Consider the following 12,469-nt stretch of genomic DNA (forward strand, 5'->3'; position numbering starts at 1 on the left):
CGCTGCCGCGCATTCGCGCACCAGCGATCACGCCGCTTCCGCCACGAACAGTTCAGAGCAACCGAATCATGAGCATCAACCAGACGACCGGCGCCAACGAATGGCCCCTGTGGGAAGTCTTCGTCCGCAACAAGGCGGGCCTGGACCACAAGCATTGCGGCAGCCTGCACGCGCCCGATTCGAAGATGGCCTTGCAGATGGCCCGCGACGTCTACACCCGCCGCCAGGAAGGCGTGAGCATCTGGGTCGTGCCGTCGTCGGCGATCGTCGCGTCGGACCCGGGCGAGAAGTCGATGTACTTCGACCCGATGGAGGACAAGGTGTACCGACACCCGACTTTCTATGACCTGCCCGAGTCCCTGGACCACATGTGAGGACCGGACGATGACCGCTTCCGTCCAACCCGGCCAGCGCGCGGAGGTCCAGTACCTGCTGCGCGTCGGCGACGCGTGCCTGGTGCTGTCGCACCGCATCTCCGAATGGATCGGCCATGCGCCCATCCTGGAAGAGGAACTCGCGCTGGGCAACATCGCGCTGGACCTGCTGGGCCAGTCCCGCGCGCTGCTGACGCGCGCCGGCCAGCTCAACGAGCAGCCGCTCGATGAAGACCAGCTCGCCTACCTGCGCGAGGAGCGCCACTACCTGAACCCCGTGATGATGGAGCTGCCGCGCGGCGACTTCGCCTTCACGCAGGCCCGCAACCTGATCGCGGCCTGCTGGCTGATGCCGTTGTGGACGCGGCTGCAGGCGTCGAGCGACGCGGAGGTCGCCGCCATCGCCGCCAAGGCGGTGAAGGAAGTCCGCTATCACCAGCAGCACGCGGCCGAGTGGGTCGTGCGACTGGGCGACGGCACCGAGGAGTCGGCGCAGCGGATGAAGGCCGCGCTCGCGCAGCTGTGGCCCTACGTCAACGAGCTGTTCGCGTCGGACGAGATCGACGCCGCGGCCGAGGCCAGCGGCCTGGGTCCGGCCTGGTCGTCGCTGAAGCCCGACTGGGACGCGGCGATGGACGAGGTCCTCGCCGAGGCGCAGCTCGCGCGGCCGAAGGACACGCCGCATGTCTACACCGGCGTGCGCGGCGTCCACAGCGAGCACATGGGCCACCTGCTGGCGACGATGCAATCGCTGCAGCGCAGCTATCCCGGCGGAGTCTGGTGAGCGGAACCATGATGAATGCGCCGACACCGTCTCACCTGGATTGGGTGTCGTCCTTGACGCCGGTCGGACCGCGTCCGTCGCCGTCCGATGTCGGCGCGACCGACCTGGGCTGCGGCCGCCTGTCCGCCGCGTGGGAGGTGCTGTCGCAGGTGCTCGATCCCGAGGTGCCGGCGGTGTCGCTGGTGGAGCTCGGCATCGTGCGCGACCTGGTCGAGACCGCCGACGGTGTCGAGGTCGTGCTGACGCCAACGTATTCCGGTTGCCCGGCGACCGAGGCGATCGAGCAGAGCGTCCGTGAGGCGCTGTCGCGCTTCGGCACCGTCACCGTGACGATGCGCCGCGCGCCGGCCTGGACCACAGACTGGATCACCGACGAGGGCCGCGAGAAGCTGCGCCGCTACGGCATCGCGCCCCCGGGACCGGTGGACGCGGGGCAGGGCGTGCCCATCCGCATCGTCCGCCGCCGCGAGGCCATCGCCTGCCCGCGCTGCGGCAGCACGCACACCGAGCAGCTGTCGGCCTTCGGGTCGACCGCTTGCAAGTCGCTGTATCGCTGCGTCGCCTGCCGCGAGCCTTTCGAACATTTCAAGCCGATCTGAGCCATCGCCATGAGCCTGCACTTCCACCCGCTGCGCCTGCGCGCCAAGCACCAGGACACCGACGACGCCGTCGTGCTGTGCTTCGACGTGCCCGAGGCGCTGCGCGAGACCTTCCGCTTCACGCAAGGCCAGTACCTCACGCTGCGCGGCGACGTCGATGGCCAGGACATGCGCCGGTCCTATTCCATCTGCGCCGGCGTCGACGACGGCGAGCTGCGCGTCGGCGTGCGCCAGGTCGACGGCGGCGCCTTCTCCACCTGGGTGCACCGGCATCTGAAGGCCGGCGACGAGATCCAGGTCTTCCCGCCGCAGGGCCGCTTCCATGTGCCGCTGGAGCCCGCGGCGGGGCGGCACTTCGTCGGCATCGCCGCCGGATCGGGCATCACGCCCATCCTGTCGATCATGAAGAGCGTGCTGGCCCGCGAGCCGCTGAGCCGCTTCACGCTGATCTACGGCAACCGCCGTCCGGCGACGACGATGTTCAAGGAAGAGCTCGAGGACCTGAAGAACCGCTACATGACGCGGCTGACGCTGCATCACGTGTTCTCGCGCGAGCATGTCGATTCGCCGCTGATGGCCGGTCGGCTGGACCAGGCCAAGCTGAGTGATTTCCTCGGCGGCCCCGTCCCGGCGGCCGGCATCGACCAGGTCTTCGTCTGCGGTCCGTTCGAGATGAACGAGCAGGCGGAAGCCGCACTGCGCGCGGCCGGTGTTCCCGAGGAACGCATCCACATCGAGCGCTTCGGCACGCCGGAGATGCAGACCGGTCGTCCGGCGCCGCACGAGGTCCACGAGGAGGACGCGGAGGCCGCCAAGGTCGTCGTGATCCGCGATGGCGTCTCGCGTGAGATCGAGTTCCGCAAGAGCGATCCCAGCCTGCTCGACGCCGCGGCACGGGCCGGCATGGACGTCCCGTTCTCCTGCAAATCCGGCGTGTGTTCCACCTGCCGTTGCAAGTTGATCGAAGGCGAGGTCCGGATGGATAAGAATTTCGCCCTCGAGAAGCACGAAGTGGCGGCCGGATTCATCCTGAGTTGCCAGGCGCATGCCCTGACCCCGCGCGTCGTGATCTCGTTCGACGATCGCTGATCCACAAGGAAAACAATACCCATGGCCCGAGGTCGAGCTCCCGGATTCGATGCCACCCGCGAGGAGATCCTCGCGCAGGCCGCCCGGCTTTTCGCCAACCAGGGCTACCCCGCAACCTCGATGAACCAGGTCGCCGAGGCCTGCGAGGTCAGCAAGCCCACGCTGTACCACTACGTCCGCGACAAGCACGAGCTGCTCGCGCAGATCTGCCAGAACCACCTGCAGCACCTGGTCGACCTGGTCGACGAGGTCAGCGCGCAGCAGCTGCCGCCGCCGGAGCACCTGCGCGGCCTGATCCACCGCTTCGTGCAGGCCTACGGCGAAGCGCAGAACGAGCACCGCGTGCTGACCGAGGACCTGAAGTTCCTCGACGACGAACATCGCGAGCGCATGGTCGCGGTCGAGCGCCAGGTCGTGGGCCGCTTCGCCGATGCGGTGGCCGCCGTGCGGCCGGAGCTGCGCGGCGCGCATCTGCACAAGCCGCTGACCATGCTGCTGTTCGGCATGATCAACTGGACCTTCACCTGGCTGCGGCCCGACGGCGCGCTGACCTACGAGGCGGTCGCGCCCATGGTGGCGGACCTGTTCTTCGGCGGGCTCGGCGCGGTGCGGACCGAACTCACCGATCCTTCGGCGCGCCACGAGCGCAACGAACTCGACCCGGCGGCGCCGCAAGTCTCATGAAGGCTTCGCGGAGGACCATCGCCGTCGATCTGCAATCTCTGTGCGGAGCTTGCAGTCATCGTTGAAGCAGTCGAAGTTGCAGTAGCAGTACCTCATTGACCTTGCGTTCCTGAAAAACATATTCCGAAGGAGACGACATGAAACGCATCGAGAAGACCCTGCTGGCCATGGCCATGACGGGGGCCGCGCTGATGGGCGCGGGCGGCAGCGCGTGGGCGGACATCAACGTCGGCGTGACCGTGTCGGCCACGGGGCCGGCCGCGTCGCTGGGCATCCCGGAGAAGAACACCTTCTCGCTGATGCCCAAGACCATCGCCGGGCAGAAGGTCAACTACATCATCCTGGACGACGCGTCGGACACGACGACGGCCGTCGCCAACACGCGCAAGCTGATCACCGAGCACAAGGTCGACGTGGTCGTCGGCTCGACGGTCACGCCGAACTCGCTGGCGATGATCGACGCGGTGTCGGAGGCGCAGGTGCCGATGATCTCGATGGCGGCCTCGGCCCGCATCGTCGAGCCGATGGACGCGAAGAAGCGGTGGGTCTTCAAGACGCCGCAGAACGACATCATGATGGCGCTGGCCATCGCCAGCCACATGCAGGCGCAGGGCGTGAAGACGGTGGCCTACGTCGGCTTCGCCGATGCCTACGGCGAGGGCTGGTACGGCGAGTTCAACAAGGTCGCCGCCAGCAAGGGCCTGAGCATCGTCGCCAACGAGCGCTACAACCGCACCGACACCTCGGTGACCGGCCAGGTGCTGAAGATCATGGCGGCCAAGCCGGACGCGGTGCTGGTCGGCGGCAGCGGCACGCCGGCGGCGCTGCCGCAGAAGACGCTCAAGGAGCGCGGCTACCAGGGCAAGTACTACCAGACCCACGGCGTGGCCAACAACGACTTCCTGCGCGTCGGCGGCAAGGACGTCGAGGGCACCTTCCTGCCGTCGGGCCCGGTGCTGGTCGTCGACCAGCTGCCCGCGGAACATCCCGCCAAGAAGAGCGCCAAGGCCTACGTGACGACCTATGAGGGCGCGTACGGCAAGGGCAGCGTGTCGACCTTCGGCGGCCACGCGTGGGACGCGGGCCTGCTGCTGCAGGCGGCGATCCCCGAAGCGATCAAGAAGGCCCAGCCGGGCACGCCGCAGTTCCGCGCGGCGCTGCGCGATGCGCTCGAAGGCGTGAAGGAACTGCCGGCCGCGCACGGCGTCTTCACGATGTCGCCGAACGACCATCTGGGTCTCGACCAACGCGCCCGTGTCATGGTCAAGATTGAGAACGGCGCCTGGAAATATCAGCCGTAAGCCTTTGACCTGAGGGCGGGACGCACAACGTCCCGCCCTCGTTCATTTCAGAAGTTCGAACCGAAGTTCAAACAGAAGTTCAAGAGAGACAGTCATGAGCGCCACCCCCGTCCTCCAAAGCCTGATCGCCGGTCGCTGGATCGGCTCGACCGCCGCGCGCGGCCTGCACAGCGCCGTCAACGGACGGCTGGTGACGCAGACCCATGCCGAGGAAATCGACTTCGGCGAGAGCCTGCACTTCGCGCGTAGGCAGGCATTGCCGGCGCTGCTGGCGCTCGACTTCCAGCAGCGTGCCGCGATCCTGAAGGCGCTCGCGACCTACCTGCAGGAGCACAAGGAATCGCTCTACGCGATCTCCGCGCACACCGGCGCGACGCGGCCCGATTCGTGGATCGACATCGAAGGCGGCTTCGGCACGCTCTTCGCCTACGCATCGATGGGCCGCCGCGAGCTGCCGTCGAGCAACATCGTCCATGAAGGCCCGGCGCAGGCGCTGGGCAAGCTCGGCCAGTTCATGGGCACCCACGTGCTGGTGCCCAAGCGCGGCGTCGCCGTGCACATCAACGCGTTCAACTTCCCGATGTGGGGGATGCTGGAGAAGTTCGCCCCGAGCTTCCTCGCCGGCATGCCCTGCATCGTCAAGCCCGCCACCGCGACCAGCTATGTCGCCGAAGCCTGCGTGCGCCTGATCGAGCAGTCCGGCCTGCTGCCGGCCGGCGCGTTGCAGCTGGTCATCGGCGGTTCCGGCGATCTGCTGGACCGGCTGGAGGAGACGGACGTCGTCACCTTCACCGGCTCGGCGGACACGGCGGCGCAGCTGCGCGTGAATCCGAACCTGATCCGCCGTTCGGTGCCGTTCAACGCCGAGGCGGACAGCCTCAACTGCGCGATCCTGGCGCCGGACGTGGTGCCCGGCGATCCCGAGTTCGATCTCTTCGTCAAGGAAGTGATGCGAGAGATGAGCGCCAAGGCCGGCCAGAAGTGCACGGCCATCCGCCGCGCGATCGTGCCGGCGGCGCAGATCGACGCGGTCGCCGCGGCGCTGCGCGAGCGGCTGGCGAAGATCAAGATCGGCAATCCGTCCGTCGAGGGCGTGCGCATGGGCGCGCTGGCCTCCAAGGCGCAGCAGGCCGACGTGGCCGAGCGTCTGGCGCAACTCGCCCAGGGCAACGAGATCGTCTACGGCGAGCGCGACGGTTTCGCGCCGGTGGGCGAGGGCGTCGGCGACGGTGCCTTCTTCGCGCCGACGCTGCTGCTGTGCCGCGACGCGATGAACAACGAGGCCGTCCACAACGTCGAGGCGTTCGGGCCGGTGTCCACGTTGATGAGCTACGGCGACTTCGACGAGGCGCTGGCGCTCGCGGCCAAGGGCCGTGGCAGCCTGGTGGGCTCGGTGGTCACGAAGACGCCGGCGCTGGCCGCGCAGGCCGTCTATCACGCCGCCGCCTTCCACGGCCGGCTGCTGGTCTTGGACCGCGACGCGGCCGGCGAGTCGACCGGTCACGGCTCGCCGCTGCCGATGCTCAAGCACGGCGGCCCGGGCCGCGCCGGCGGCGGTGAGGAGCTGGGCGGCATCCGCGCCGTCAAGCATTACCTGCAGCGCTGCGCAGTGCAGGCCTCGCCGACGATGCTCACGGCGATCACCGGCGAGTACGTGCGCGGCGGCAAGGTCACCGAGGACGCGATCCATCCGTTCCGCAAGCACTTCGAGGAGATCCAGGTCGGCGATTCGCTGCTGACGCATCGCCGCACGGTGTCCGAGGCGGACATCGTCAACTTCGGCGGCATCAGCGGCGACTTCTTCTACATGCACTTCGACGAGGTCGCGGCCAAGGACACCCAATTCGGCCAGCGCATCGCGCACGGCTACTTCGTGCTGTCGGCGGCGGCGGGCTTGTTCGTGTCGCCGGCGCCGGGGCCGGTGCTGGCCAACTACGGCCTGGACACGCTGCGTTTCGTGAATCCGGTGGCCATCGGCGACACCATCCAGGCGCGACTGACCTGCAAGCGCCGCATCGATCGCGGCAATCGTCCGGACCAACCGCCGCAAGGCGTCGTCGCGTGGGATGTGCAGGTCACCAACCAGCGCGGCGAGCTCGTGGCCAGCTACGACATCCTGACGCTGGTGGCGAAGAAGGCGGCCTGATCCTCAGCGCGGAGCGAGCTCATGAATGAGGTCGATCAGCGCGCGTAGCGTCGCCGGGATGTGCCGGTGGCCGGAGTAGTACAGGCAGAGCGACGGCAGCGGGGCCGCCCAACCGTCCAGCACGCGGCGCAGCCGTCCGCTCGCGAGGTCCTCGGCCACGTACCACTCGGCGATCTGCGCGAGGCCCAGTCCCGCGCGCGCCGCTTCCCGCATCAGCAATGGCGAATCCAGCACCATGGGGCCCGGCACGTCGAGCGCTTCGCCCGCTGTGCCCGCCCCTGCCCCTGCCCCCGTGTCCGTGCCCGTCCCCGTGGCTGCCCCCTTGACCGCTGCTGCCTTGCCCCGCTTCGCTCGCGCGAACTCCCAAGGCGACGGCAGGCCGCTCGGCATCCGGGCACGGATGCAGGCGTGGCGCGCGAGCTCGGCGGGCGTCGACGGCGTGCCGTGCCGCTCGAAGTAGTCGGGCGAGCCGACGACCGCCATCCGCAGCGGCAGGCCGATCTGCACGCGGATCATGTCCCGCGGCACTTGCGGCGCGAGCCGCAACCCGGCGTCGAAGCCCTCGGCGACGATGTCGACCAGCCGTCCTTCGGTGACGACGTCGAGCGTGACGCCCGGATAGCGGCGCAGGAACTCCGCCAGGATCGGCCGGAACACCATCTGGGCCGCGCCCAGCGAGCTGTTGAGTCGCAGCGTGCCGGAAGGCGCGCCTGCGTGATCGTCCGCCGCCGCGACGGCTTCCTGGATCTGCGCCACCGCCGGACCGATCCGGTCGACGAAGCGTCGACCGGCCTCGGTGAGCGACACGCTGCGCGTCGTGCGGTGGAAGAGCCGCACGCCCAGGCGCGCTTCCAATCCCGCGACCGCGTTGCTCACGGCGGAGGTCGACATCGCCAGCTCCAACGCCGCCGGCCGGAATCCCTGCCGGCGCGCGACGGCGAGCACCACCTCGAACTCGGTCAGGCTGTCTTTCTGCATCCGTCGATTGTTCCTGGAATCAGGATGTGGCGTCCACCATTGACCGGCTTATCAGGATGGCGTCCGCTGCCTACATTCGCCTCATCGAGCCCCGGCCTGTCGCCGAGGCCGGCCTTGAAAGGACAAGCCATGCGGACCTTCGACCAGAACTACATCGACGGTGCCTTCGTCCCGGTGACGGGCGAGGAGCTCGTCGACATCGTGGATCCGGCCTCCGAGGATGTCGTCGGCCGCGCGCGGCTCGCCAGTCGCGACGATGCCCGTCGCGCGGTCGAGGCCGCGATACGCGCCCAGCCGGCGTTCGCGCGCACGTCCGTTGCCGAGCGCATCGGGATGCTCGAGCGCCTGCAAGCCGCGATGCTGACGCACGCCGATGCGCTCCTCGAAGCGACGATCACCGAATATGGCGCCCCCGTCACCCGTGCGCAATGGGTCGCCAACTACGCCTCGCAGTGTTTCGCCGACGCGGCACGGGCGCTGTCGAGCTACGCGTTCGAGCGTCCCGTCGGCGGCTCGACCGTCGTGATGGAGCCGGTTGGTGTCTCGGCGCTCTTCGCACCGTGGAACAGCACCGCCGGCACGATGGCCAGCAAGCTCGCGGCGGCCATCGCCGCCGGCTGCGCGACGGTGATCAAGCCCAGCGAGCTGAGCCCGTGGCAGGCGCATGTCGTCGCCCGCGCCATCGACGCCGCCGGTCTGCCGCCGGGCGTCGTCAACATCGTGACCGGTCGCGGCGTCGACGTCGGCGCCGAGATCGGCACGCATCCGGGCGTGGCCAAGCTGTCGTTCACCGGCTCGACACCGACCGGCAAGCTCATCGCCCGCAGTGCCGTCGACACGATGAAGCGCGTCAGCCTGGCCTTGACCGGCAAGTCGGCCTCGCTGCTGCTGGACGATGCGGACCTGGAGACGGCGCTGCCGCTCGTGCTGGGCGCGGCTTTCATGAACAGTGGACAGGCCTGCGTGGCGGGCACGCGGCTGCTGGTGCCGCGGGCGCGGATGTCCGACGTCGTGGCACGGCTCCGCTCCGCCGTGGCTGCGCTGCGTGTCGGCGACCCGCGCGATCCGGCCACCGCCATCGGACCGATGGTCAGCCGCGCGCAGTACGAGCGCGTCCAGCATTTCATCCGCCGCGGTCTCGATCAGGGCGCGACGCTGATCGCCGGCGGCGAGGGCCGTCCGCGCGGACTCGATCGCGGCTGGTTCGTGCAGCCCACGGTCTTCGCCGACGTCCGCAACGACATGGACATCGCCCGCGAGGAGATCTTCGGTCCGGTGCTGTCCGTCCTGCCGGTGGATTCGGAGGACGAAGCGACCACGGTGGCCAACGACTCGCCGTACGGGCTTCAGGCCTACGTGTTCTCGAGCGATGTGCCGCGGGCGCGGCGCGTGGCGTCGCGGCTGCAGGCCGGGACGGTGCTGATCAACCGGGTCGCGCCGGACCTGCTTGCGCCGTTCGGCGGCGTCAAGCAGTCGGGCGTGGGCCGGGAGTTCGGTGTGGCGGGCATGGAGGCGTTCCTCGAGCCCAAGACAGTGACGTCGGATTGAGACAGTGGGGCTTTCCCCGGCGGGGATCGTGATGCGGCGTTGCGCCAAAACCGAACCCGGCGGCTGGTTGTCCGATGTTGGCGGCGGACGAGGGCTTGGCCACACTGCGGACTTTCGCCATTCCCGCGTTGGAGCGACCTTGGACATCCTCACCACCCCCGTCATTGCCGGCCTGCTGTTCACCGGAACCCTGGCCCTGGTCGCGCTGATGGCCTGGAAAGGCGGCAGCGAGCGCCGCGATGTCACCTTCCTCGCGTCGGCCGCCAGCGTGGGCGGCGTCTGCACGGCGATCGCCGCGGTGGTCTGAACGCGGCGCGCAGGGCGCACGGCGCAGGCGTCGGATTTACGCTCCGTTGCGAAGTCGAACCCCTGACGCCTGCACGTGAATCGCCGCCGCGCCAGAATGTGGCGGACGATTCAGTGAGAGAGGGAAGGGCATGCGCGTCTTGCTCGTTGAGGATTCCGAGTTTGTTCGCGAGCAGTTCCTGCGATTGTTCGAAGGGCTGGATTTCGTCGAAGTGGTGGGTTATGCGGACAGCGAGGAAGACGCTGTCCAGGCGATCTCGGTGCTCAAGCCCGACGTCGTGCTGCTCGACCTGAACCTGCAGGTCGGCTCCGGCATGCACGTGCTGCGGCGCGCACGCGCCGGCGGCTACGTCGGCAAGCTGTGGGTGCTCAGCAGCCGCGACCCCGACTTCTACCGTTCGCTGTGCGAGAAGCATGGGGCCGACGGCTTCTACGACAAGGCGCATGAGCAGCTGCAGCTGCTCGACGACCTGCGCGTGCTGGCGGGCGAGAAGCCGTTGTTCTGACCGGCCGCCGCCGGCTCCGTGGGGCCTTTGTTCCTCGCTCGTAGAATCGCCGCTCCCAAGCGATGACGCCCCGGTGACCGGGCGATGACGATGACAGCAGCTGTTCGGACCGAGGCCGCGCTGGCGCCGGTGGTGATCGTGGGCGCCGGCCTGGCCGGCTTGACCGTGGCGCTTCACCTCGCCGACCGCGTGCCGGTGATCGTGCTGGCCAAGCGCGAACTCAACGAGGCCGCCACCGCCTGGGCGCAGGGCGGGATCGTCGGGGTGCTCGGCTCGGACGACAGCATCGAGAGCCACGTCCGCGACACGCAGGAGGCCGGCGCCGGCCTCGTCGACGAGGCGACCGCCCGCTTCATCGCCGAACGCAGCGCCGACGCCGTCGGCTGGCTGGTCGAGCAGGGCGTGCCGTTCACGCTCGATGAGCAGGGACCGCTCGGTCTGCACCTGACCCGCGAGGGCGGCCATGCCGTGCGCCGCATCGCCCACGCCGCCGACGCCACCGGCAAGGCGATCCACGATGCGTTGCTGGCCAAGGCGCAGGCCCATCCCAACATCCAGCTGCGCCAGCGCTGGATGGCGTTGGACCTGATCACCTCGCGCCATGTGCAGCGCGAGGAACCGTCCCGCTGCTACGGCATCTACGCGCTGGACATGGACGCGCAGCGCGTCGATGCGATCGCCGCGCGCGCCGTCGTGATGGCGACCGGCGGCGCCGGCAAGGTGTATCGCTACACGACCAATCCGGACACCTCCACCGGCGACGGCATCGCCATGGCCTGGCGGGCGGGCTGTCGCATCGCCAACATGGAGTTCATCCAGTTCCATCCGACCTGCCTGTACCACCCGCAGGAACGCAGCTTCCTGATCACGGAGGCGTTGCGCGGCGAGGGCGGCCATCTGAAGCTGCCGGACGGCACGCGCTTCATGGCCGCGCACGACGAGCGGCTCGAGCTCGCGCCGCGTGACGTGGTCGCCCGCGCGATCGACTTCGAGATGAAGAAGCACGGCCTCGACCACGTGTGGCTGGACGCCACGCACCTGGGCGAGGACTTCCTGAAGGAACACTTCCCGACCGTCCATGCGCGTTGCCTCGCGCTGGGCATCGACATCGCGCGCCAGCCGATCCCGGTCGTGCCGGCGGTGCACTTCACCTGCGGCGGCGTGGTGTCAGACCTGCACGGCCGCGCCGATCTGCCGGGGCTCTATGCGGTCGGCGAGACCGCCCACACCGGGCTGCATGGCGCCAACCGGCTCGCGAGCAATTCACTGCTGGAGTGCGTCGTGCTCGGCCAGGGCTGCGCGTCGGACATCCTGTCGCAAGAGGTGCTTCCTCCCGCGCCGCTGCCGGCCTGGGACGAAAGCCAGGTCGAGGACGCGGACGAGCAGGTCGTCATCGCCCACAACTGGGATGAGCTGCGCTCGCTGATGTGGAACTACGTCGGCATCGTGCGCACGACCAAGCGGCTGGAGCGCGCGCTGCACCGCATCGACCTGCTGCGCGCGGAGATCGACGACTACTACGCCAACTTCCGCGTCAACCGCGATCTGCTGGAGCTGCGCAATCTTGTCGACTGCGCGGAGCTGATCGTGCGGTCGGCGCTGTTGCGGCACGAGAGCCGCGGGCTGCACTACAGCCGCGACTACCCGCGCACGCTGCCGGCGAGCTTGCCGACGGTGCTGGTGCGCAACGGGAATACGCGCTGACCTCGAAGACGCCTGCCGTCGTCAAGCGCGGGCGCTCCACGGGGCATGGGGCCTCGCGTCCGCGAACCCCAAGCCCCATTCCGGCCCCAGTGAGCCTGAGGGACTGCGCTTTCAGTCAACGCTGTTTCGTGCGGAGGACGCTGCGCGCCTGCACGAAGTTGTAGGCGTAGCTGACCGCTTCCTTGATCGCGGCGTCGACATCCAGCCGCTCCTGCTCGGTCAGGTAGAACGAGTAGTCGACGGCATGGCGGATGTAGCGCGGCGGGAGCCGGTTCAGCGCCACGCAGGCCACGTCGGCCAGCAGCTCGGCCTCGCGGTGGATCTCGGGGAACTGCGGGGCGGTTTCCATCACCGCGGCAAACACTTCGCGTTCGTGATGGTTGTAGAGCGAGGTGAAATCCATGAGTGCGTCCTGCATCGGGCAGCTGGAATGACCACAGCATAGGCCGC

At 68.9% G+C, this 12,469-nt stretch carries 13 protein-coding genes; 11 read left to right on the top strand and 2 right to left on the bottom strand.

What is annotated here, in order from left to right; genetic code table 11:
• Positions 1–68 precede the first annotated feature (68 nt).
• From paaB to paaZ, 7 genes are all read left to right on the top strand, one after another.
• On the top strand, positions 69–374 hold the full coding sequence (paaB, locus tag AC07O8_RS12115) for a 1,2-phenylacetyl-CoA epoxidase subunit PaaB (protein ID WP_088408956.1): 306 nt from the start codon (positions 69–71) through the stop codon (positions 372–374).
• Between the two features lie 10 nt (positions 375–384).
• On the top strand, positions 385–1,158 hold the full coding sequence (gene paaC, locus AC07O8_RS12120; RefSeq protein WP_495048266.1) for a 1,2-phenylacetyl-CoA epoxidase subunit PaaC: 774 nt from the start codon (positions 385–387) through the stop codon (positions 1,156–1,158).
• On the top strand, positions 1,155–1,757 hold the full coding sequence (paaD, locus tag AC07O8_RS12125) for a 1,2-phenylacetyl-CoA epoxidase subunit PaaD (protein WP_495048267.1): 603 nt from the start codon (positions 1,155–1,157) through the stop codon (positions 1,755–1,757). The genes paaC and paaD overlap by 4 nt, the downstream gene beginning before the upstream one ends.
• A 9-nt stretch (positions 1,758–1,766) precedes the next feature.
• Positions 1,767–2,846 (top strand): 1,2-phenylacetyl-CoA epoxidase subunit PaaE, encoded by a 1,080-nt coding sequence (paaE, locus tag AC07O8_RS12130; RefSeq protein ID WP_495048268.1) that lies wholly within the window; start codon positions 1,767–1,769, stop codon positions 2,844–2,846.
• A gap of 21 nt (positions 2,847–2,867) precedes the next feature.
• A complete protein-coding gene (locus tag AC07O8_RS12135) occupies positions 2,868–3,530 on the top strand; it encodes a TetR/AcrR family transcriptional regulator (RefSeq protein WP_297530878.1) in 663 nt (220 codons plus the stop codon).
• A gap of 137 nt (positions 3,531–3,667) precedes the next feature.
• Positions 3,668–4,831 (top strand): ABC transporter substrate-binding protein, encoded by a 1,164-nt coding sequence (locus AC07O8_RS12140; RefSeq protein ID WP_495048269.1) that lies wholly within the window; start codon positions 3,668–3,670, stop codon positions 4,829–4,831.
• 94 nt (positions 4,832–4,925) lie between these two features.
• The gene (gene paaZ, locus AC07O8_RS12145; protein ID WP_495048270.1) at positions 4,926–6,977 is read left to right on the top strand and encodes a phenylacetic acid degradation bifunctional protein PaaZ; all 2,052 of its coding nucleotides are present in this window, start codon (positions 4,926–4,928) and stop codon (positions 6,975–6,977) included.
• A gap of 3 nt (positions 6,978–6,980) precedes the next feature.
• Here the strand turns inward: paaZ and AC07O8_RS12150 are convergent, their stop codons facing one another.
• Complete coding sequence (locus AC07O8_RS12150; RefSeq protein WP_495048271.1) at positions 6,981–7,955, bottom strand: LysR family transcriptional regulator; 975 nt, start codon at positions 7,953–7,955, stop codon at positions 6,981–6,983.
• Positions 7,956–8,084: 129 nt separating this feature from the next.
• Between AC07O8_RS12150 and AC07O8_RS12155 the strand changes: the two genes are divergently transcribed.
• The 4 genes from AC07O8_RS12155 to nadB all read left to right on the top strand — a co-directional run bounded on the left by AC07O8_RS12155 (position 8,085) and on the right by nadB (position 12,019).
• On the top strand, positions 8,085–9,503 hold the full coding sequence (locus tag AC07O8_RS12155) for an aldehyde dehydrogenase family protein (protein ID WP_495048272.1): 1,419 nt from the start codon (positions 8,085–8,087) through the stop codon (positions 9,501–9,503).
• Between the two features lie 139 nt (positions 9,504–9,642).
• Positions 9,643–9,810 carry a hypothetical protein gene (locus tag AC07O8_RS12160; protein ID WP_495048273.1) on the top strand — a complete coding sequence of 56 codons (168 nt, stop codon included), beginning with the start codon at positions 9,643–9,645 and terminating at the stop codon, positions 9,808–9,810.
• A gap of 130 nt (positions 9,811–9,940) precedes the next feature.
• Positions 9,941–10,315 (top strand): response regulator, encoded by a 375-nt coding sequence (locus AC07O8_RS12165; RefSeq protein WP_495048274.1) that lies wholly within the window; start codon positions 9,941–9,943, stop codon positions 10,313–10,315.
• 90 nt (positions 10,316–10,405) lie between these two features.
• Entirely contained in the window at positions 10,406–12,019 is a 1,614-nt protein-coding gene (gene nadB / locus AC07O8_RS12170; RefSeq protein ID WP_495048275.1) for an L-aspartate oxidase, read from the top strand.
• 115 nt (positions 12,020–12,134) lie between these two features.
• Here nadB and AC07O8_RS12175 read toward each other — a convergent pair whose 3' ends face one another.
• Positions 12,135–12,422, bottom strand: a complete 288-nt coding sequence (locus tag AC07O8_RS12175) for a late competence development ComFB family protein (protein ID WP_067269232.1) — start codon at positions 12,420–12,422, stop codon at positions 12,135–12,137.
• Positions 12,423–12,469 lie beyond the last annotated feature (47 nt).

It is taken from the genome of Roseateles sp. GW821-FHT09G09, assembly GCF_059415965.1.

Excerpts from the sequence above, each read along its gene's own strand:
- paaB (WP_088408956.1), top strand. The coding sequence starts at position 69 with ATGAGCATCAACCAGACGACCGGCGCCAACGAATGGCCCCTGTGGGAA.
- paaC (WP_495048266.1), top strand. The coding sequence starts at position 385 with ATGACCGCTTCCGTCCAACCCGGCCAGCGCGCGGAGGTCCAGTACCTG.
- paaE (WP_495048268.1), top strand. The coding sequence starts at position 1,767 with ATGAGCCTGCACTTCCACCCGCTGCGCCTGCGCGCCAAGCACCAGGAC.
- AC07O8_RS12135 (WP_297530878.1), top strand. The coding sequence starts at position 2,868 with ATGGCCCGAGGTCGAGCTCCCGGATTCGATGCCACCCGCGAGGAGATC.
- AC07O8_RS12140 (WP_495048269.1), top strand. The coding sequence starts at position 3,668 with ATGAAACGCATCGAGAAGACCCTGCTGGCCATGGCCATGACGGGGGCC.
- paaZ (WP_495048270.1), top strand. The coding sequence starts at position 4,926 with ATGAGCGCCACCCCCGTCCTCCAAAGCCTGATCGCCGGTCGCTGGATC.
- AC07O8_RS12150 (WP_495048271.1), bottom strand. The coding sequence starts at position 7,955 with ATGCAGAAAGACAGCCTGACCGAGTTCGAGGTGGTGCTCGCCGTCGCG.
- AC07O8_RS12155 (WP_495048272.1), top strand. The coding sequence starts at position 8,085 with ATGCGGACCTTCGACCAGAACTACATCGACGGTGCCTTCGTCCCGGTG.
- AC07O8_RS12165 (WP_495048274.1), top strand. The coding sequence starts at position 9,941 with ATGCGCGTCTTGCTCGTTGAGGATTCCGAGTTTGTTCGCGAGCAGTTC.
- nadB (WP_495048275.1), top strand. The coding sequence starts at position 10,406 with ATGACAGCAGCTGTTCGGACCGAGGCCGCGCTGGCGCCGGTGGTGATC.
- AC07O8_RS12175 (WP_067269232.1), bottom strand. The coding sequence starts at position 12,422 with ATGGATTTCACCTCGCTCTACAACCATCACGAACGCGAAGTGTTTGCC.